General features: G+C 68.1%; 11 protein-coding genes. 5 read left to right on the forward strand and 6 right to left on the reverse strand.

Going from position 1 to position 21005, the window contains the following annotated elements; translation table 11 throughout:
* Window position 1 precedes the first annotated feature (1 nt).
* Both RBR52_RS12380 and RBR52_RS12385 read left to right on the forward strand, forming a co-directional pair.
* Window positions 2-1066: a homocysteine S-methyltransferase family protein gene (locus tag RBR52_RS12380; protein ID WP_320377582.1), complete on the forward strand. Its 1065-nt coding sequence runs from the start codon at window positions 2-4 to the stop codon at window positions 1064-1066.
* Between the two features lie 93 nt (window positions 1067-1159).
* Window positions 1160-1741, forward strand: a complete 582-nt coding sequence (locus RBR52_RS12385; protein WP_320377583.1) for a hypothetical protein — start codon at window positions 1160-1162, stop codon at window positions 1739-1741.
* A 26-nt stretch (window positions 1742-1767) separates the two neighbouring features.
* Here the strand turns inward: RBR52_RS12385 and RBR52_RS12390 are convergent, their stop codons facing one another.
* The 6 genes from RBR52_RS12390 to RBR52_RS12415 all read right to left on the reverse strand — a co-directional run bounded on the left by RBR52_RS12390 (window position 1768) and on the right by RBR52_RS12415 (window position 14102).
* Entirely contained in the window at window positions 1768-2685 is a 918-nt protein-coding gene (locus RBR52_RS12390; RefSeq protein WP_320377585.1) for a transglutaminase family protein, read from the reverse strand.
* An 11-nt stretch (window positions 2686-2696) separates the two neighbouring features.
* Window positions 2697-5273 carry a circularly permuted type 2 ATP-grasp protein gene (locus RBR52_RS12395; RefSeq protein WP_320377617.1) on the reverse strand — a complete coding sequence of 859 codons (2577 nt, stop codon included), beginning with the start codon at window positions 5271-5273 and terminating at the stop codon, window positions 2697-2699.
* 69 nt (window positions 5274-5342) lie between these two features.
* Complete coding sequence (locus RBR52_RS12400) at window positions 5343-8780, reverse strand: transglutaminase family protein (RefSeq protein WP_320377586.1); 3438 nt, start codon at window positions 8778-8780, stop codon at window positions 5343-5345.
* Window positions 8781-8838: 58 nt separating this feature from the next.
* The gene (locus tag RBR52_RS12405) at window positions 8839-9789 is read right to left on the reverse strand and encodes an alpha-E domain-containing protein (protein ID WP_320377587.1); all 951 of its coding nucleotides are present in this window, start codon (window positions 9787-9789) and stop codon (window positions 8839-8841) included.
* 51 nt (window positions 9790-9840) lie between these two features.
* Window positions 9841-11262 carry a circularly permuted type 2 ATP-grasp protein gene (locus RBR52_RS12410; RefSeq protein ID WP_320377588.1) on the reverse strand — a complete coding sequence of 474 codons (1422 nt, stop codon included), beginning with the start codon at window positions 11260-11262 and terminating at the stop codon, window positions 9841-9843.
* Between the two features lie 32 nt (window positions 11263-11294).
* Window positions 11295-14102 carry a DNA internalization-related competence protein ComEC/Rec2 gene (locus tag RBR52_RS12415; RefSeq protein ID WP_320377589.1) on the reverse strand — a complete coding sequence of 936 codons (2808 nt, stop codon included), beginning with the start codon at window positions 14100-14102 and terminating at the stop codon, window positions 11295-11297.
* A gap of 164 nt (window positions 14103-14266) precedes the next feature.
* Here RBR52_RS12415 and RBR52_RS12420 point away from each other — a divergent pair, with 164 nt between their 5' ends.
* The 3 genes from RBR52_RS12420 (at window position 14267) to RBR52_RS12430 (ending at window position 20939) form a co-directional block, all read left to right on the forward strand.
* Window positions 14267-14863 carry an MliC family protein gene (locus RBR52_RS12420; RefSeq protein WP_320377590.1) on the forward strand — a complete coding sequence of 199 codons (597 nt, stop codon included), beginning with the start codon at window positions 14267-14269 and terminating at the stop codon, window positions 14861-14863.
* Between the two features lie 696 nt (window positions 14864-15559).
* Window positions 15560-16885 (forward strand): hypothetical protein, encoded by a 1326-nt coding sequence (locus RBR52_RS12425; protein ID WP_320377591.1) that lies wholly within the window; start codon window positions 15560-15562, stop codon window positions 16883-16885.
* Window positions 16886-17309: 424 nt separating this feature from the next.
* Window positions 17310-20939, forward strand: coding sequence for an indolepyruvate ferredoxin oxidoreductase family protein (locus RBR52_RS12430; protein WP_320377592.1), 3630 nt, complete (start codon window positions 17310-17312; stop codon window positions 20937-20939).
* Window positions 20940-21005 lie beyond the last annotated feature (66 nt).

A 21005-nucleotide genomic window follows, 5' to 3' on the forward strand; every position in this document is an offset into this window, starting at 1 on the left:
CATGCTCGACATTCATCCACCCGCCCCCAAGCCCTACACCCGCGCAGCGCAACTGCCCGAACTGCTGAAAAAACGCATCGTCATCCTCGACGGCGCGATGGGCACCATGATCCAGCGCTTCAAGCTCAGCGAGGCACAGTACCGCGGCGAGCGCTTCAAGGACTGGCCGCGCGACGTCAAGGGTAACAACGAACTCCTCAGCCTGACGCAGCCGCAAATCATCCGCGACATTCACGAAGGCTATCTGGCCGCGGGCGCCGACATCATCGAGACCAACACCTTTGGCGCGACCACGGTGGCGCAGGACGACTACGGCATGGCCGAGCTGGTCGACGAAATGAACGAAGCCTCGGCCCGCCTGGCGCGTTCGGCCTGCGACAAGTTCAGCACCCCGGACAAGCCGCGCTTCGTCGCCGGCGCGCTCGGCCCCACACCCAAGACCGCGAGCATCAGCCCGGACGTCAACGATCCCGGCGCGCGCAACATCGATTTCGAGACCCTGCGCGCCGCCTACGGCCAGCAGACCCGCGCGCTGATTCGCGGCGGTGCCGACCTCATTCTGGTGGAAACCATTTTCGACACCCTCAACGCCAAGGCCGCGCTGTTCGCCGTCGACGAAGTGTTCGAGGAGACCGGCGAGCGTCTGCCCATCATCATCAGCGGCACCGTGACCGACGCCTCCGGGCGCGTGCTCTCGGGACAGACCGTCACCGCGTTCTGGTCCAGCGTGCGCCACGCCCAGCCGCTGGCGGTCGGGCTGAACTGCGCCCTGGGCGCAGCGCTGATGCGGCCCTATCTGCAGGAACTGGCCAAGGCCGCGCCCGAGACCTTCATCTCCTGCTACCCCAACGCCGGGCTGCCCAACCCGATGAGCGAAACCGGCTTCGACGAAACCCCCGAAGTCACCTCGCGGCTGCTGCACGAGTTTGCCGCCGAGGGGCTGGTGAACCTCGTCGGCGGCTGCTGCGGCACCACGCCCGAGCACATCGCCGCCATCCAGTCGGCGGTGAAAGACGAAGCGCCACGCGCATGCCGCCGCGCCGGGTTTTATGCCGATGCGGACTGATTCCTATTCGGTCTGACGGGCATTGCCCCGCGCGCAGCACCACGACGTGTGCGCGGGCAAAATCGCGTTATCGACTCACCCAGGAGACCCCAGATGCAACTGCCCGATATCCGCGTCGGAGACCGTTGGGTGTTCGTCACGCGCACGCAGGAAGAAGCCGAGCGCGGCGATCCCGGCCTGGTCATGGCCAACCACGTCACCCACATCAGCCCGAACGGCGAGGTGCACGTCGATGTACACCGCACCAACAAGCCCGACGCGCCGGTGCTGAAAAGCATCTACTCCAGGCAGTTCGATCTGCTATCGCGCGAAATCGTGCCCGGCGAGGCCATCGAATACCGCCCCGCATTCCCGCAGTTCGAGTTTCCGCTGCGTGTGGGCAAGAACTGGAAGGACACCATCACCCAGAGCCAGCCGGAGTGGGAACTGCACACGCGGCTGGGCGTGAGCGTGAGCGTGGAGGCCGAGCAGACGCTCACCGTGCCGGCAGGCACGTTTCACGCCTTTCGCCTGCAAGGGCACTACACGGCAGCGCAGGCCACGGTGATGACCCACTACTGGTACGCCCCGGCCGCAGGGCGTGCGGTCAAGGGCATCGAGGACACGCTGTCGATCAACGGCGTGCGCACGAGGCTGATCTACGAGCTGCAGTCGCTCAACCGGCTGCGGGGGTGAGGTCGACCTGAGTGCGGTGCGGCCGGTCAGCGCGGGTCGACCGGGCTGACGTGTACCCCGACCCTGAGGGTGTGATCGCCGCCGCCGCGGATGACGCCGCGCAGCGGGGAGACGTCGGCGAAGTCGCGGCCCAGGGCGACGCGCACATAGTCGGCGGCGGGCTGGCGATTGTTGGTCGGGTCGAATTCCACCCAGCCGTTGACCGGGCACCACACCGCCACCCAGGCGTGCGAGGCATCGACGCCGACGAGCTCTTCTTCGCCCGATTTGGGGTGCGAGCGCAAATAGCCGCTGACGTAGCGCGCGGCCAGACCGAGGCTGCGCAGCGCGGAGATCATCACATGCGCGTAGTCCTGGCAGACGCCGGCGCGCAGTTCGAGCGCCTGCGGGGCGCGGGTCTGCACTTCGGTGCTCTCGGGGTTGTAGGTGAAGTCGGCGTGAATGCGCCGCATCAGATCGAGCGCGCCGCTGAGCAAGGGGCGATCTGCGGGAAAGCTGGGCGCGGCGTAGGCCCCAGCCTCGGCAAACAGCGGAGCGAAATGCGTGCCGAAAGTGAATTCGGCCTCGGCCACATAGGGCTTGCCCGCGCGGTAGAGGAGTTGTTCGCGTACCGCTTGCCACGGCGGGCTGGCGTCCCAATCGGGGGCAAGGGGCGCGCGCACTTGCACCAGACTGACGGCGCGCACGGTCAGGGTATCGTGCGGGCTGTAGTAGGCGAAGAACTCGCGCCGGTTGCCAAACACATCGGCTTCGCTATGGCGATGTTCGGGCTCGGGGTGGATGTCGCAAACATAGTCGATGCGTTTTTGCGCGGCCTGGTCGAGCGGGCAGAGATGCGCCAGATGGTGGGCCAGTTCGACCGGGGTGGCGTAGGTGTAGGCGGTTTCATGCACCACGCGGTAGAGCATAGCGTCAGGTTGTGCGGTGGATGCGTCTTGCGTCATGCGTGCAGCTTTCAATATCCGCCCAGCGTGCGGTCGGGCGTGCTGGCGTGGGCGAAATAGCGGCGGCTGATCTCGTCGGACAGACGCCAGGCGGAATCGATGCTCTGCGTCAATGTGAGTTCCAGCCAGCTGTAATGCCGTCCCTGTGCGTGCGTGCACAGCTCGGGCAGATGCCAGTCGTCCGGGTCGGGCGCCAGCGCCAGCAGGTCCTCCTTATCGGCGGCTTCGCCGGGCAGCTTGGCCATGCGGGCCCGCAGGGTCTGCGCCACCCATCCCAGGGCGCGGGGGTTTTCGCGGTCGAGCATGAGCAGGTCGAGCAGCGGCGGTACTTCCAGCCGCTTCTGGTAGAGCGCGCGGTAGGTGATGGTGCTGTCGAACAGCGCCAGCAGCAGGTTGAAGCCGCTGTCGCTGTGCACCGCGCCGCTGCGGAAGGCCACGGCCAGCGCCTCGCCGTGCAGCATCAGGCGCTCGATGTGACGGCCGATGCTCAGCAGCCGCCAGCCGTCGTCGCGGGTCATGCGGTCGGTCTGCGCGCCGGTGATGGCGCTGAGCATTTCGGTGAGCTGCTCCAGCCCGCGCAGCGCCAGCGCCGACTGCAACTCTTCGCGCCGCGAGGCCGTGGGCAAAAGCTCCAGCGCGGTGGCCGAGGCGATCCACTGCCGGTGGTCGCCGCCCAGACGTTCGCGCACCTGCGAGGCGGCGTTGCCCAGCGCCTGCAGGCTCTGCACGATGCCGCCGGCATGCTGCCCAGGCACGAGGCCGCGCACCACGCAGTGCTCGAAGCCTTGCGGGTTGTTGGCCAGAATCGGCGCCTCCTTGTCGACCAGGCCGCAGCTGCGGCACCACTGGTCGAGCATGTCGCACACTGCGGGGCCCATGTCGTCGTCTCCCGAGAGCGCACGCAGGGTGATGCGCGCCAGCCGCGCGCTGAATTCGGCACGTTCGCAATAGCGTCCGAGCCAGAACAGGTTTTCCGCCGCGCGGCTGGTGACCACGCGGTGGCGGTTGGCCAGATCCTGCGGACGCATCGGCTCGGGCAGCAGGGTGGAGGTGTCCACCGCGTCGCCGGTGATGATCCAGGCGTCCTGGCTGCTGCCGCCGCGCTGCATCGACACCGTGTTGCCCCCGCGCGGCGCGGTGCGCACCAGGCCGCCCGGCAGCACCCGCCAGCCGCCGCGGCCGTCGGCCAGGGCATAGACCCGCAGCATGGCCGCGCGGGCGGCCAGGCGTCCCTCGCTCCACACCGGCACATGTGGCAGCGGCTGGTACTGCTGCAGGGTGACGAGGGCGGGGTTGGACCGCACCCGCTCGCGCCAGCCCGGAAGCTGGCCGTAGTCGAGACTGGCCATGACCGTGGGTTCGAAGCCGCATTCGGCGTGCACCGGTTTGACCACCCAGGCGCGCAGATCGTCCAGCGGGGCGTCGCACACCCCGGGTTCGCCGCACCACCAGGTGGGCAGCGAAGGCAGTTCGAGCGGTTCGCCCAGCAGGGTCTCGCACAACTTGGGCAGAAAGCCCTGCACCGCGGGCGATTCGAGAAAACCGGCGCCGAGCGCGTTCGCCACCAGCACTTGGCCCGCGCGCACGGCCTGCAGCAGCCCGGCGACGCCCAGCATCGAATCGGGCCGCAGTTCGAGCGGATCGCAGAAACTGTCGTCGAGCCGCCGCAGCACCACGTGCACCGGTTCCAGGCCGCGCAGGGTCTTGAGGTAGAGCCGGTCTGCGCGCACGGTGAGATCGTTGCCTTCGGCCAGGGTGATGCCGAGATAGCGCGCCAGGTACACCTGTTCGAAATACGTTTCGCTGTACGGGCCGGGCGTGAGCAGCACCACGCGGCTGCCCACGCCGCCGGGCGACAGCCGCAGCAGCGTGTCCATCAGCAGCCGGTAGCTGGCGGCCAGGCGCTGCACCTTGAGCTGGCTGAAGGCTTCGGGAAACAGCCGGGAGATGAGGATGCGGTTTTCCAGCAGATACCCCAGGCCCGAGGGCGCCTGTACCCGCTGGTTGACCACGCGCCACACGCCGTCGGGCCCGCGCGCCAGATCGAAGGCGGCGATGTGCAGCCAGATATTCCCGGGCGGCGCATGGCCGTGCAGGGCGCGCAGATAGCCGGGATGCCCCTGCACCAGCGCGGGCGGCAGCAAGCCTTCCTTGAGGGTGCGCTGCGCGCCGGTGTAGATGTCGGCGAGGATGGCGTTGAGCAGCGCCGCGCGCTGCGCTGCGCCGGTGGCGATCTGCTTCCACGAGATGGAGTCGACCAGCAGCGGAAACAGATCGACCGACCACGCGCGCACCGCCTGCGCCGAGTCGGCGTGGACGTTGTAGGTCACGCCGTCGTCGTGGATCTGTTGCAGCAGTTGTTGTTGGCGGGCGCTCAGGCTGTCGAAGCCGCCGGGGCCGAGCAGTCGAAAAAAATCTTCCCAGAGCGGGGCGAGTGCGGCGCCGGTCTCGCCGCCTGCAACCTTGCCGCGCAGCTCATCCCAATGGCCGGGAATGACGGCGGAGGCCAGATCGCGGGCGAGCGCGATGCACTCGTCGTCGCCCGGACGCGACTGACTTTGCGATTGAGATGGAAACAAACTGACCATACTGCATTGTGGCATGGCGGGGGACGCTGGAAACTGCGGAACCTCCCCCACGTTTCATGCAGCTTACGCCTATACGCGCAAATCGAGGGTGAAGGGAAACTCCAAACTGGGATGCGCCGGCGTCACCCGCATGCGCCCCGGCGTGTGGCCCATGCGGAAAAAGCGCGCCAGCCGCCGGCTCTCGGCCTCGTAGGAATTGATCGGGTAGGTGGTCGGGTTGCTGCCGCCGGGGTGTTCGACGTGGTACTGGCAGCCGCCGAGCGAGCGCTGCATCCAGGTATCCACCAGATCGAAGGTCAGCGGGGCATGCACGCCGATGCCGGGGTGCAGCGCCGAGGGCGGCCGCCAGGCGCGGTAGCGCACGCCGCAGACGAATTCGCCGCTGCGCCCGGTGGGTTGCAGCGGCACGGCCTGGCCGTTGACCGTGAGCACGTGGCGGCTGTCGGTCAGACCGTTGATTTTCACTTCCAGGCGCTCCAGCGAGGAATCGACATAGCGCACCGTGGCGCCCGCAGCGCCCTCTTCGCCCATGACATGCCAGGGTTCGAGCGCCATGCGCAGCTCCAGCTTCATGCCGCGCACCGCGTAGTCGCCCAGCAGCGGGAAGCGGAAGGTGTGGTGCGGCGCGAACCACTGCGGGTCGAAGTCGAAACCGGCCTCGCGCAGCTCGGTGAGCACGTCGTCGAAGTCGAAGGCGACGAAGGTGGGCAGCAGGAAGCGGTCGTGCAGCGCGGTGCCCCAGCGCTGCAGGCTGGCGGTGTAGGGGGTGTGCCAGAAGCGGGCGATCAGCGCGCGCAGCAGCAGTTGCTGCACCACGCTCATGCGCGCATGCGGCGGCATCTCGAAGGCGCGCAGTTCCAGCAGCCCGAGCCGCCCGGTGGCCGAATCGGGGCTGTAGAGCTTGTCGATGCAGAACTCGGCGCGGTGGGTGTTGCCGGTGACGTCGATCAGAATGTTGCGCAGGGTGCGGTCGACAAACCAGGGTGGAGCCTCCTGCCCATAGCGGGCGCGGTTGGCGCGCAACTCGGCCAGGGCGATTTCGAGCTCGTAGACCTGGTCGTCGCGCGCCTCGTCCACCCTTGGCGCCTGGCTGGTCGGGCCGATGAACAGCCCGGAAAACAGATAGCTCAGGCTGGGGTGGTTGTGCCAGTAGGCGATCAGGCTGGCCAGCAGATCGGGGCGGCGCAGGAAAGGGCTGTCGGCCGGGGTGGCGCCGCCGAGCACCACATGGTTGCCGCCGCCGGTGCCGGTGTGGCGGCCGTCGAGCATGAATTTCTCCGCGCCCAGCCGGGTCTCGAACGCGGCCTGATAGAGGAATTCGGTGTGGTCGACCAGCTCGGCCCAGTTGTGCGCCGGGTGGATGTTCACCTCGATGACGCCGGGGTCGGGCGTGACCTGCAGCAGGTTGAGCCGCGGGTCGCGCGGCGGCGGATAGCCTTCGAGCACCAGCTTGACCCGCAGACGCTGCGCCGTGGTCTCGATGGCGGCGAGCAGGTCGAGATAGTCGTCCGCCGAGACGAGCGGGGGCATGAACACATACAGAATGCCGCCGCGCGCCTCCACGCACAGCGCCGTGCGCACGATCCAGCCCGCCGACTCGAAGCGTGAGGGCATGCGTCCGTCGCCGGGCCGCATGCGCTGGCCGTCGCCGCTGGGCAACTGGGCCGATCCATGGGTCTCGACACCGCCCCGAAGCGGTGCACTCCCCCCCTGGCCTTGCACGCCGACGGTGCCGCCTTCGGCCAGGCCGCCCCCAACGCGGTGCATCGGACCGTACTGCTGCCGCAGCGCAGCGGCGTCGGGCAGGCCGGTGCGTGGGGCGAAGGGGTCGTGCGGCCAGTCGGAGGCGCGCTCACCCTCGGTCGCCCAGGGCAGCGAGTCCAGCGGCAGCCGCCAGCCCATGGCCGAGTCGCCGGGGATGAGGTACATGCGCTCGTCGCGGAAGAACCACGGGCCGGAGACCCAGTATGGGCCGCTCAAGGAAACGCCGGGCGCGCCCGGCTCGCGCCGGATCGGCAGCGCGTAGCCGGTCGGCGTTTTCAGCCCCTGGTCGAACACCCGGCGCAACCGGGCGCGCTCCAGCTCGTCTTCGACGCGCGAGTCGAACGGATCGACATTGACCGGCAGACGGCGCTCGCGCCACAGGTAGTACCAGGTGTCCTCATAGCCGGTCTGCACATGGGAGGGGTCGAGACCGAGGGTGTCGACCAGCGCCAGCATGAAGGTGTGCGCGTCGCGGACGGTGGCCGTGCCGCCCTGGCGTTCGTCGGCGAACAGTTCGGGGTTGTGCCAGCAGGGCTGGCCGTCGCGCCGCCAGATGGCCGACAGCGCCCAGCGCGGCAGTTGCTCTCCGGGATACCACTTGCCCTGGCCGAAATGCAGGAAGCCGCCGGGGCCGTAGCGCTTGATCAATCTGCCGATGAGTTCGGCAGCAAAGCCGCGCTTGGTCGGCCCCTGCGCGTCGGTGTTCCATTCGGGCGCGTCGCGGTCGGTGGTGGCGACGAAGGTCGGCTCGCCGCCCTGGGTGAGACGCACGTCGCCGCTCATGAGCTGCTGATCGACCACTTCGCCCAGCGTGAGCACGGCCTGCCATTGCGCGTCGGTGTAGGGCTTGGTGACGCGCGGCGATTCATGGATGCGGGTCACGGCCATGTGGTGGCTGAAGTCCACCTCGCATTCGTCCACCAGGCCTTCGACCGGCGCCGCGCCCGAGGGCTGCGGGGTGCAGGCCAGCGGGATGTGGCCCTCGCCAGCGAGCAGCCCCGAGGTGGGGTCCAGGCCGATCCACCCGGCGCCAGGCAGGAAGACTTCGCACCAGGCGTGCAGATCGGTGAAGTCGGTCTCGGCGCCGGTCGGCCCGTCGAGCGCCTTCACGTCGGGCGTGAGCTGAATGAGGTAGCCCGAGACGAAGCGCGCCGCCAGCCCGAGGTGGCGCAGCACCTGCACCATGAGCCAGCCGGTGTCGCGGCACGACCCGCAGGCGAGTTCAAGGGTCTGCTCGGGCGTCTGCACCCCCGGCTCCAGGCGGATGGTGTAGCCGATGTCGCGCTGCAGCTGCTGGTTGAGGTCGACCAGGAAGTCTTGCGTGCGCCGCGGGGTGAGGTCGATGCTGTCGATCAGGGCTTGGAGCCGCGGGGTGAGCGGGTCGGCGGCCAGATAGGGGCCGAGTTCTTCCTTCAATTGCGGCGCATAGGCGAAGGGAAATCGTTGCGCCTCGGGTTCGAGAAAAAAGTCGAAAGGGTTGTAGACCGACATCTCCGCGACCAGATCGACGGTGATCTGCAGCAACGTGGTTTTGTCGGGAAAGGTCAGACGGGCGAGGTAGTTGGCGAACGGGTCTTGCTGCCAGTTGATGAAATGCCCGGCGGGTTCGACCCGCTGGCTGTACGCCAGAATGGGCGTGCGGCAATGCGGTGCGGGGCGCAGCCGCACGATGTGTGGCGACAGATTCACCGGTCGGTCGAAACGGTAGGTGGTGGTATGCGTGAGCGCGACGTGGATGGACATCCGGACACCTTGGGGAAGTTGGGGGGAAGTCGGAAAAAAAGCGGAGCAGGGCGCGGGATCAGGCGGCGAGAAAGTCCTGGCTGATGCCTGCACCCAGGTCGTTGATGCGTTCCAGAAAATGGGTGAGATAGGCGTGCAGGCCGGTGGCCATGATGTCGTCGAGCCGGCCGAACTGCAGTTGCGCGCTGAGCAGGCCGGCGCGGCGCAGGGTTTCGCGCGATTGCGGGTTGGCCACGGCCTGCAGGTGCGTGTTCACCGCCATCATGCAGGCGGCGAGTGACCGCGGCATGTCGGGCCGCAGGATGAGCAGCTCGGCCACGCGCTCGGGGGTGATGACGTCGCGGTACACCTTGCGATACACCTCAAAGGCCGAGACCGAGCGCAGCACTCCCGACCAGTGATAGAAGTCGTGCTCCTGCACGCGACCATTCGTCGAGCCGTAAAAATCGGACTGCAGGGCGTGGAACTTCACGTCGAGCAGGCGGGCGGTGTTGTCGGCGCGTTCCAGAAAGGTGCCGATGCGCAGGAAGTGAAACGCCTCGTCCTGCAGCATGGTGCCGGAGGTGACGCCGCGCGAGAGGTGCGAACGGTACTTCACCCACTCGAAGAACGCACCGGGATCGAGCCTGCCAACCCCCCCGGCCAGCAGGCGCTGCGATTCCAGCCAGGTCTGGTTGACGGTTTCCCACACCTCGGTGGTGATGGCGCCGCGCACCGCGCGAGCGTTTTCGCGCGCGGCCCGCAGGCAGCTCTGGATGGACGAGGGGTTGCCGGTGTCGCAGACCATGAAGTCGAGCACCTTGTCGGCCTCGATTTCGCCGTGGCGCTCGGTGTAGGCGGCGGTGAGTTCGGAGATGCCCAGCAGGCCGCGCCAGCCCAGATGCATGGCCTCGGCACCCTGCGGCAGCAGGGCCGACTGCACATGCACGTCGAGCATGCGGGCGGTGTTTTCGGCGCGTTCGGTGTAACGGGCCATCCAGAACAGGTGGTCGGCGGTGCGGCTGAGCATGATGCGTTTCTCGGGCTGGGCTGAGTGTTGCTGGGTATTGGCGGGGACGGGCTACTTTTCGAGCACCCAGGTGTCCTTGGTGCCGCCGCCCTGCGAGGAATTGACGACCAGCGAGCCTTCGGCCAGCGCCACGCGGGTCAGGCCGCCGGGCACGATGGAGACCGTCTTGCCCGACAGCACGAAGGGCCGCAGGTCGATGTGGCGCGGCGCGATGCCCGACTCGACATAGGTGGGGCAGGTGGACAGCGCCAGCGTCGGCTGGGCGATGTAGTGCTCGGGATGCACCTTGATCTTCTCGGCGAAGGCGGCGATCTCGGCCTGGGTGGACGCCGGGCCGACCAGCATGCCGTAGCCCCCGGCGCCGTGCACCTCCTTGACCACCAGCTCGGGCAGGTGCTCCAGCACATAGGCCAGGCTGTCGGGCTCGCGGCACAGGCGGGTGGGCACGTTGTTCAGCAACGGTTTTTCGCCCAGATAGAACTCGATCATCCGTGGCACGTAGGGGTAGATCGACTTGTCGTCGGCCACCCCGGTGCCGATGGCGTTGGCCAGGTTGACGTTGCCCGCGCGCAAGGCGCGCATCAGCCCGGCGCAGCCGATGGCCGAATCGGCGCGGAATACCTGCGGGTCGAGGAAGTCGTCGTCGATGCGGCGGTAGATCACGTCCACCCGCTGCGGCCCCTGCGTGGTGCGCATATAGACGAAGTCGTCCTTGACGAACAGGTCTTGCCCTTCGACCAGTTCCACCCCCATCTGCTGCGCGAGAAAGGCGTGCTCGAAGTATGCCGAGTTGTACATGCCCGGCGTGAGCACGACCACGGTGGGCTCGCTGGCACTGGGCGGTGCGACGGCGCGCAGCTTTTCCAGCAGCATGTCGGGGTAATGCGCCACCGGGGCGACGCCGTGGCGGGCGAACAGCCCGGGGAACAGCCGCATCATCATGCGGCGGTTTTCCAGCATATAGCTCACGCCCGAGGGCACGCGCAGATTGTCTTCGAGCACGTAATACTCGCCCTCGCCCTGTGCGTTTTCCGCCCGCACGATGTCGATGCCCGCAATTTGTGCGTACACATGATGCGGCAGATCGATGCCCATCATCTCGGGGCGAAACTGCGCGTTGCCGAGCACCTGCTCTGGCGGCACGATGCCGGCCTTGAGGATTTCCTGCTCGTGATAGACGTCGTGGATGAAGCGGTTGAGCGCGGTGACGCGCTGCTTCAGCCCGGCTTCCAGATGCTTCCACTCGGCCGCGGGAATGATGCGCGGAATCAGGTCGAAGGGAATGAGCCGCTCGGTGCCAGCCTGGTCGCCATACACAGCAAAGGTGATGCCCACGCGGCGAAAGATCAGCTCGGCCTCCTCGCGCTTGGCGCTGATGGTGTCGGGCGGCTGCTGCGCCAGCCAGTGGGCGTATTGCTCATAGTGCGGCCGCACGCCGCCGCCTGCGGAGGTCATTTCATCGTAGAAGCGCATCGTCGTCTCTCGTCATGGCTTTCTGGGCAAACCTACGGTGCGGGCCCTGCAAGATACAGGCCAGATGTGTCGGCAAGCGCGGCGTCGGCGCTCCAGTAATGCGGATTCGCCGCGCGCCAGGCGATGAAGGTATCGGGCGCGCTGTCGCGCCACTGCAACGCGCCCTGCCGGTCGGTGCGCCAGACTTTGATGCCGCGCTCGGCATAACGCGCCAGCACGGCGGGGTGGGGGTGGCCGTGCGCATTGCGATAGCCCGCCTGCACCACGGCGGCGCGTGGCATCACCGTGTCGAGCAGCGCCTCGCTCGACGAGGACTTGCTGCCGTGATGCGGCACCAGCAACACGTCGGCGTAGGGCAGAAGGCCTGCGCCACGCAGGGCGCGCTCCTGCGCCTGGTCGATGTCGCCGGTGAGCAGCAGCGAGGCGCCGCGTGCGCTCACATGCAGCACGCAGGAGCGGGCGTTGTCGCTGCGCGGCGCGTCGCCGGGCAGGGGGCTGACGATGCGGAAGTCCACGCCGTCCCAGTTCCAGCGCTGACCGGCGGCGCAAGGCTGCATGGCGCCGAAGCCTTGCGCCCATGGCGCCTGCGCCGCAGCCGAGGTGAGCAGATCGGCCTCGGGATGCGCGCGGGCGAGGGTGGCCGCGCCGCCCGCGTGGTCGCCGTCGTCGTGACTCACCACCACGCGGTCGAGGCGGCGCACGCCCAGGCTGTGCAGCAGCGGCAGCAGCACGCGGCCGCCGGCGTCCACGCCCGGCGCCTGCTGCGGCCCGGTGTCGTACAGCAGGGTGTGGCGCGCGGTGCGCACCACCACCGCCATGCCCTGGCCGACATCGGCAAACCACACCTCCATCGCCCCGGGTTCGGGCGTCGTGCCGGGGTTGCTCGCCAGCGGCAACAGCAGCAACAGCCCCGGCGCGCGCAGCCGCCAGCCCCAAGGCAGCGCCAGCGCCAGCACGCCGAGCGCGGCCAGCGCCAGGGTGAGGCCGTCGGGCGCGGCGGCGTGCCACTGTGCCAGCGGCCAGTCGGCCATCTGCCGCAGCACGGCGTCCAGACCCTGCTGCACCCGGGCGCCGAGCCGCCACGCCCAGCCGTCCAGCGGCGCGGGCAGCAGCAGGCCGCCGACCGCCAGCGGCGCCACCGCCAGCGTCACCACGGGAATCGCCAGCGCATTGGCCAGCGGCGAGAGCAAGGCGATCTGCTGGAAGAACAGCAGGGTGAGCGGCAGCAGGGCGATGGTGGCCACCCACTGCGAGTGCGCGGCGCCGCGCAGCGCCTGCCAACTGCGCTGCAAACGACCCGCAGGTACAGCGTCGCCAGGGATGGAGGCCAGCGCCGCGGTTTCCGGGTGCCTGCGCTCGCCGGCGACGAACAGCATGCCCACCGCGACGAAGGACAGCCAGAACCCCGCCTGCCGCACCGCCCACGGATCCCACAGCAGCACGGCGCTCAGCGCCAGCGCCATGACATCGCGCCAGTCGGCGCGCAGCCCCCGCTGGCGCAGCAGCAGCACCACCGCGAGCATCAGCAGGGTGCGCTGCGCCGGCACGCCCCAGCCAGCGACCAGCGCGTAGGCGGTGGCGACCAGCAGCGCGCCCCAGGCGGCGACCGTGGGCGCAGGAACGATCAGCGTCCAGGGCCGGCGCAGCCGGGCGGTCTGCCGCCAAAGCCAGCCGGTGAGGCGCAGCGCCAGCCAGGCCAGCAGGGTGATGTGCAGACCGGAGATGCTCATCAGATGCGCCACCCCGGTCATGCGGTAAGTCGCCCAGTCCGGCGCGGAAATGGCCGATTGGTCGCCCAGCGCAAGGGCGATGATGGTATCGGCGGCGGGGAGGGGTGTGGCTCCCAACGCTCGCGTGCGCTGGCTGCCCCTGCAGGGCGCGGCCTCGCCAGAGGCGAGGCCCCTTCGTGCCGTCCAGTCTGGCGCAGGCCAGACCGGAGCCGCGGCACTCAGCCCCGAGGGGGCTCTCCCCACCCCAACCCTCCCCACTCGTGGGGAGGGGGTGTTTGCTCCTCCCCCACTGCGTGGGGGAGGTTGGGAGGGGGAGAGGCGCGTCCCGCATTGGGGTGGTCCTGCGGCGGGGAGGGCGTGTTCGCTCCTCCCCCACGCCGTGGGGGAGGTTGGGAGGAGGAGGGGCGCGTCCTGCATTCGCAGCGCGGTCATCATGCGCTCGCGCAGGTGGTCGCGCAGTTGCGCCACCCAGTCGGCGGGCGCGCGGCGAAGGCCGAGAAGCTGCGGCGGCGCGCCCATGCGGCTCACCGTTCCCGTCGCGCCGATGCCCTCACGGAACAGCGCCAGCTCGGTGTCGTTGCCGCCGGGGTTGGCCAGACCATGCGGGCGCTTCAGGCGCAGCGAAAACCGCCATTCCTCACCGGGATGAACGCGGGGCGCCGCCTCGGAGGGGCCAAAGCGCGTTCTGCGCGCATACCAGCTCAGCGACACCTTGCCGGGCACGCCGACGGGCGCCTGGATGGTGTCGAACTCGAAGCGCGTGGCATGGGGATAGAGCACCGGCAGCCCGCTGACCACGCCGCGCACGGCAATGACCTGGCCCTCCAGCGCCGGATCGAGCCGGTCGGCCAGCAGCGGATAGGCGCGCCAGCCCGTCAGCCCGAAGGCCAGCGCAAAACCGCTGCAGGCGAGCAGGAATGCAACGAGGATGCGGTGCCGCCCACGCCCTGATCCCGCCGCAGTGTCGTAGCGCCCATGCCACAGCAGCAGCGCCGCCGCCAGCGCGATGCCCACGGCCGCCATCGCGCCATACATCGGACGTGGCCAGAGCGCGGCCTGCGCGGTCTGCAGCGCACAGCCCAGCAGGATGGCGAGGGCGAAGATCGGCAAGGCGGGATCCTTCGAGCCGCAGGCAGGCGGTTTTTGGGTGCATCATAAAAAGCGGCAGCGGCAAGGCGACAATTTCGCAAGCTTTACGGTTGCGTGCCATCACACCGGCAAGCCCGTCGCGTTTGTATGGTTCAATTTCTGCAACAGATTTCGGGAGCCCAGGCATGAATCGGCAAGAACACACTTCTTTTCTGCGTTCGAGCGCAGTCGGTGCGGCAGTCTTGACGGCATTCGGCGCGCTGATCCTGGCGGGATGCGCCACGCCGGTCAATCTCAACCAGCCCGCACCGGTGCAGCAACTCAGCCCCCCCACGCCGCGGGTGACCGTGCCGCCTTCGACCTATGCCCCCGTCACCCCGCAGGCGCCGCCGAGCCAGGCCCAGCCACTGGCGCCCAGCGCGCCGATCACGGTCCAGCCCCTCGGCCCGGCCGGGGTTGCGCCAGCCGCGAGTGCGCCCGCTGCGCCGCAGCCCGCACCGATGACGCCCGCTCCAGAAGTGTCGGCACCGCAACCCAGCGCACCCGCGCTGCCTCCCGGCGCCGTGCGCTTCAACTGCCAGGACGGCAGCTCGTTCATCGCCACCTTTGGCGATGTGTCGGTCACGCTGCAAACCGCGCTGGGCAATCTCACCCTGGATCAGACCGTCTCCGCCGACGGCGCACGCTACCGCAACAGCGCGTTCCAGGTGTGGTTCAAGGGCCGACAGGCCACGGTGACCAATTTCCTGCAGAACACCCACACGGTGTGCCAGCAGCAGTAAGCCGGCCGTCGCATCTTTTTCATTCCGATACAGACGCGCACTTCACCAACCCCCTAGGCTGGGAATAGTCTTGTTTTCCCGGCCTGAAAGCGGCAATACCTCACACATTGACGTCCTGGGACGAACCCAAGATGCCAGGATGTCGTATGTCGGTTTGTCTTGCGGCGTGAGTTGCGGCATTCGCGCCTGCACGATCAGTCGGGGCATTGGAGTCTCGTCATGCAGCCATCTCGCCGCAGCTTCATTCAGAAAACCCTGCTTTCCCTGCCCGCGTTGAGTTCCCTGGCCGCTTGCGGCGGCGGGTCGGGATCGGGTCAGGCAACTCCCAGCGCGGCAGGAGCGGTGCCGCCTGCAGCGGGCTCCAGCCCGGGCGTTGCGCCCATCATTCCGGCCCAAAATCCAGGCACGATCATCCAGCCGACGATTCCGGTTTCTCCCGTCCCGGCCCCTTCACCACCATCACAACCGTCCGCGGGAGGCAGCACGCAGACGACCCCCACAAGCACGCCGACAAGCACCACAACCAGCTCCTCGCAACCGCCGGCAGCTTCGTCGCAACCCACGCAACCCGCCTCGACTCCGACGCAACCTGCTTCGACCCCGACACAAACCGCCTCTGCGCCTACTCAGCCGCAGACACCGCCAGCCAGCGGCATCGATCTGTCCCAGGGTCTCACCCAGCACGGCAAGTCCCTGATGCCCTACAGCGCGCTGGCCAAACCGGCCAAGGGGCAGACCGTCACCGACCCGGATTTCGGCCTGAAGATCACCCGCATCACCGACTGCGTGAGCGACTTCAACAATCTGTGCGTGGCCCCTGCCTATCCCACAGCGATGGCGTGGAACTGCGATGAAACCCGCTTCATCCTCTATGCGCCGGGGAGCACCAGGCAGGCCAACGGACAAATGGGCTGGGCGCTGTACGACGGCACGACCTACAAGTTCCTCCGGTTCCTTGACATCAACCCCGCCGACGTGGAACAGTTTTACTGGGATCACCAGGACCCGGCCGTACTGCGCTACATCGACAACCATTCGATGGGCAGCCAGAATCTGGCCGACCTCACCGCGATCAACGTCGAGACCGGGGTCAAGACCCTCGTCCACAGCTTCCTCCCCAACGGCTTGCCGCCCGGCTGCCCCACGGACACGCAAGGCGTGCGCTGCGGCTACCCCTTCGCCCTGGGGGTCAACGCGCAGGGCCAGCGAATCTGGGGCCTGGGTGCCTTTGGCCCGAGCGTGCCCAATGTGTCGGGCGAGCTCGGCGTGTGGGTGTTCGGCTTCAATGAAGCGACCCAGCAGTTCATTCTGTACGACCCCTCCGTCGTGCCGCAACCGCAGGCGCGAGGATCGACGCCTTTCCCCTCGGTGTCGGGCAGATTTTTCATCTGGAATGCCGCCGCCGGCCTCGGTTCTCAACCCACCACGCAGTCGGCGGTGATCGACGCCGCCACCGGCAAGCTCGTGCGCTGGGTGAACTTCGACACCAACGAGCATTGCGACACCGCGATGGACGCCAACGGCAACGACCTGCTGGTGGGCTCGCAGTTTTCGCGCAGTACCGGCGGCAACGGCAACGTCATCGTCTGCAACCTCAATACCGGCGTGGTGAGCAACTTCGTCGGCGAGTCCAGCGGCTGGGGCTATCCGGCCACCGGCAGTCTGAGCGGCTCGACCGCCTGGAAAAATCCGAGCTGGGTGGTCACCGGCATGACCGGCGACATCTACGGCACCAACAACAGCGGCCCGACCGCCAATCCCACGACTGTGCTCGATCAGGAAATCATGATCACCAATCTGACCACGGGCACGACCTGGCGCATCGCCCACCACCGCAGCACGGGCAACTACAGCAACGCCAAGCAGAGCAATTACTGGGCGCAGCCGAACGTGACCTTCAGCACCAGCGGCACGCGCATTCTGTTCCAAAGCGACTGGGGCGATGGCGACCCGAGCAATCCGGTGGTCAACCCCAACGCGCCGATCGACACCTACGTGCTCACCTTGCCGTCCTACGCCTGAATCCGGCCTGAATCCCGCCTGATTCATGGCGGAGTGCGGCGGGCAAGTCCGCACTCCCGTCTCACCCTCGGGTTTCGCCTTCTGTTCACGACCGAGCGCCCCCAGGGTCGGCTCGCCGACCCGGTCCACCTCGCGGCTTGCAAGCCGCTTGGATTCGGCAGGCATGCGTGGGCGAGCAGTCGCCCACGCATGTCCAGCCTCATCCCCCGTGGGGTCAAGGAAACTTGGGGCGGCCCTGCGTTTCCTTGAGCAGTCGCGCTAGCATTCGTTCATCGGCAAATTGCCGGTCGCCGTTCACAAGACGGCGTGCGGGCCGTGCTGTCGCAGGGCGCCGCAGAGGCCCAGCCTGCCTGATCGGCGGCTGATTGGTGATGCAACGGCGCCGCCCGCAAACGGCTCAGGCGCCACAGAAGGAGACAAGACGATGAACGCTCCCCTACCCGAGCCCATCCGTCGTGCGCTGGCGACCCTTACGCTGGACGACAAATACACCCTCGAATCCGGCCGCGCTTTCATGAGCGGCATCCAGGCGCTGGTGCGTCTGCCCCTGTTGCAGCGTCAGCGCGATGCCGCCGCCGGGCTGAACACCGCCGGCTTCGTTTCCGGCTACCGCGGCTCGCCGCTGGGCGGCTACGACCAGGCGCTGTGGAAGGCGAAAAAAATCCTCGAAGCCCACCAGGTGGTTTTCACGCCCGGGGTCAACGAGGAACTGGCAGCCACGGCCGTCTGGGGTACGCAGCAGCTCGACCTGTTTCCCGACAAGAACAAATACGACGGGGTGTTCGGCATCTGGTATGGCAAGGGGCCGGGGGTGGATCGCTGCTCGGACGTGTTCAAGCACGCCAACAGCGCGGGCACGGCGCGGCATGGCGGCGTGATCGCGGTGGCGGGGGATGACCATGTCGCCAAGTCGTCAACCCTGGCGCACCAGAGCGACCATATTTTCAAGGCCTGCGGCCTGCCGGTGTTCTTTCCGACGTCGGTGCAGGACATCCTCGACCTGGGTGTGCACGCCTTCGCGCTGAGCCGCTATGCCGGCGTCTGGACCGGGATGAAGACCATCCAGGAAATCGTCGAGTCTTCAGCCGCCGTCGAGGTCGATGCCGACCGCGTGCGCATCCTGCTGCCTGAAGACTTCACCCTGCCGCCAGACGGCGTGCACATCCGCGTGCCCGACACCCCGTTGGCGCAGGAGGCGCGGCTGATGGATGTGAAGTGGTATGCCGCGCTGGCGTATATCCGCGCCAATCGTCTGAACCACACCGTCATCGACAGCCCGCATGCGCGGCTGGGCATCATGGCCTCGGGCAAGGCGTACAACGACACCCGCCAAGCCCTGATCGACCTCGGGCTGGACGCCGACACCTGCGCGCAACTCGGCATCCGTGTGCACAAGGTGGCCGTGGTCTGGCCGCTGGAGGCGAGCATCACGCGCGAGTTCGCCACCGGGTTGCAGGAGATTCTGGTGGTCGAGGAAAAGCGCCAGGTCATCGAATATCAGCTCAAGGAAGAGCTGTACAACTGGCGCGAAGACGTGCGGCCCAATGTCATCGGCAAGTTCGACGAGCTGCCGGGCGACAAGACCGGCGGCGAATGGAGCCAGCCCAACCCCGCGGATAACTGGCTGCTGCCGGCCAAGGCCGACCTCAACCCGGCGATCATCGCCCGCGCCATCGCCGGGCGTCTGGAGCGACTGGGCATCCTGCGCGATGCCGGGGTGGACGTGCAGCGCCGCATCAGCGAACGGCTGGCGGTGATCGACGCGCGCGAGCGCAGCCTGCAGGCGCCGGGCGATTCGGCGCAGCGCCCGCCGTGGTTCTGCTCGGGCTGCCCGCACAATACCTCGACCCGCGTGCCCGAGGGCTCGCGCGGCCTGGCGGGAATCGGCTGCCACTACATGGTCACCTGGATGGACCGCGCTACCCAGACCTTCAGCCAGATGGGCGGCGAAGGCGTGGCCTGGGTCGGGCAGGCGCCGTTCACTGCCGAGAAGCACGTGTTCGTCAACCTCGGCGACGGCACTTACTACCACTCCGGCCTGCTCGCCATCCGCCAGGCGATCTCATCCGGGGTCAACGCCACCTACAAGATCCTGTTCAACGACGCGGTGGCGATGACCGGCGGGCAGCCGGTCGAGGGCGGGCTGACCGTGCCGCAGATCAGCCGCGAGCTCGAAGCCGAAGGCGTGCGCCGCATCGTGGTCGTCACCGACGAGCCGCAGAAGTATGCCAACGCCGTTGGCTTGGCCAGTGGCGCAACGGTGCGCCACCGCGACGATCTCGATGCCATTCAGCGCGAGCTGCGCGAACAGCCGGGCGTGACTGTCATCATCTACGACCAGACCTGCGCCACCGAAAAACGCCGTCGTCGCAAGCGCGGGCTGATGGCCGACCCCAAGCGCCGCGTGGTCATCAACCCGCTGGTGTGCGAGGGCTGCGGCGACTGCTCCGAGCAGAGCAACTGCCTGTCGGTCGAACCGCTGGAAACCGAATTCGGCCGCAAGCGCACCATCAATCAGAGCAGTTGCAACAAGGACTTCTCCTGCCTCAAGGGCTTCTGCCCGAGCTTCGTCAGCCTCGAAGGCGCCGAGTTGCGCAGGCCCAAGCCGCAGCCCGGCGCAGATCTTTCGGCCATGCCCGAGCTGCCCGAGCCCGAGGTGCCCGACCCGGTGCGCGCCGACGTGGCGGGCGGCGGCTGCTACGGCATCGTCGTCGCCGGTGTCGGCGGCACGGGGGTCATCACCATCGGCCAGTTGCTCGGCATGGCCGCGCACATCGAGGGCAAGGGCGTGGTCACGCAGGATGCCGCAGGTCTTGCGCAGAAGGGCGGGGCGACCTGGAGCCACGTGCTCATCGCCGGCGACCCAGAGCAGATCGTGACCACTCGGGTGGGCACCGCCGAGGCCGAGCTGATTCTGGGCTGCGATCCCATCGTCACTGCCGACCGCGAAACGCTTTCGCGCGCCCGCGCAGGCCGTACCCATGTCGCGCTCGATACCCACGGCACGCCGACTGCGGCCTTCGTCCACAACCCCGACTGGCAATTCCCCGACGCCGCCTGCCGCAAGGCCATCGAGCAGGCCGCGGGCGCTGGCATGGTGGCGGAATTCGACTGCGTGCGCGCTGCCGAGAAGCTGCTGGGCGACGCCATCTACGCCAACCCCATGCTGCTGGGTTTCGCCTGGCAGAAGGGCTGGGTGCCGGTGAGTCGCGCCGCACTGATGCGCGCCATCGAGCTCAACGGCGTGCAGGTGGAAAAGAACCAGGCGGCTTTCGAATGGGGGCGGCACGCGGCGCACGATCCGCAGGCGATTGCTGCGCTCGCCGCCGCCGAGCAGGTGATCGAGCTGGTCAAGCGTCCCGGCCTGGACGAAGTCATCAAGCAGCGCGAGGAGTTTCTCACCGCCTACCAGAATGCCGCCTACGCCCGGCGGTTTGCCGCTTTCGTGGCTCAGGTGCGCGCGGCTGAAGCCCCGCTCAAGTCCACCGCGCTCACCGAGGCGGTGGCGCGCAACCTGTTCAAGCTCATGGCGTACAAGGACGAATATGAAGTGGCACGGTTGCAGTCCGACCCGGCATTCCTGCGCCAGTTGCAAGCGCATTTCGAAGGCGATTTCAAGCGCCATTACTTCCTTGCGCCGCCGCTTTGGAGCCGGCGCAACGCCCGCGGCGAGCCGCTCAAGCGCGAGTACGGCCCCTGGATGGGCGCGGCGTTTGGGCTGCTGGCGCCGCTGAAGGTGTTGCGCGGCACCCCGTTCGATCCCTTCGGCCGCACTGCCGAGCGCAAGCAGGATCGCGCCCTGATCGCACGGTACCGCGACACGCTCACCGAGTTGCTGCGCGGCCTCGATGCCGACACCCCGCCCGAGCGCCTGCAACTGGCGTTGCAGATCGCGCGCCTGCCCGACGGCATCCGCGGCTATGGCCACGTCAGGCAGCGCCATCTCGAGCAGGTGCTGCCGCAGTGGGAGGCGCTGATGCGGCAGTGGCGTGAGCCTGTCGCGCGCGCGACTTCCAGCGCGACTTCCAGTCAGGCTGCGCAGATGGGGGTGTGACAGGCCCCGCCGCCTCGTGCGGGCGGGGGGCATCCGCCCCCACCCCAACCCGTCCAAGGTCTGGCT

It is taken from the genome of Thiomonas sp. (assembly GCF_034007205.1).
Lineage (GTDB): Bacteria > Pseudomonadota > Gammaproteobacteria > Burkholderiales > Burkholderiaceae_C > Thiomonas.

Excerpts from the sequence above, each read along its gene's own strand:
- RBR52_RS12425 (WP_320377591.1), top strand. The coding sequence starts at position 15,560 with ATGCCCTACAGCGCGCTGGCCAAACCGGCCAAGGGGCAGACCGTCACC.
- RBR52_RS12395 (WP_320377617.1), bottom strand. The coding sequence starts at position 5,273 with ATGGTCAGTTTGTTTCCATCTCAATCGCAAAGTCAGTCGCGTCCGGGC.
- RBR52_RS12420 (WP_320377590.1), top strand. The coding sequence starts at position 14,267 with ATGAATCGGCAAGAACACACTTCTTTTCTGCGTTCGAGCGCAGTCGGT.
- RBR52_RS12430 (WP_320377592.1), top strand. The coding sequence starts at position 17,310 with ATGAACGCTCCCCTACCCGAGCCCATCCGTCGTGCGCTGGCGACCCTT.
- RBR52_RS12410 (WP_320377588.1), bottom strand. The coding sequence starts at position 11,262 with ATGCGCTTCTACGATGAAATGACCTCCGCAGGCGGCGGCGTGCGGCCG.
- RBR52_RS12390 (WP_320377585.1), bottom strand. The coding sequence starts at position 2,685 with ATGACGCAAGACGCATCCACCGCACAACCTGACGCTATGCTCTACCGC.
- RBR52_RS12405 (WP_320377587.1), bottom strand. The coding sequence starts at position 9,789 with ATGCTCAGCCGCACCGCCGACCACCTGTTCTGGATGGCCCGTTACACC.
- RBR52_RS12380 (WP_320377582.1), top strand. The coding sequence starts at position 2 with ATGCTCGACATTCATCCACCCGCCCCCAAGCCCTACACCCGCGCAGCG.
- RBR52_RS12400 (WP_320377586.1), bottom strand. The coding sequence starts at position 8,780 with ATGTCCATCCACGTCGCGCTCACGCATACCACCACCTACCGTTTCGAC.
- RBR52_RS12385 (WP_320377583.1), top strand. The coding sequence starts at position 1,160 with ATGCAACTGCCCGATATCCGCGTCGGAGACCGTTGGGTGTTCGTCACG.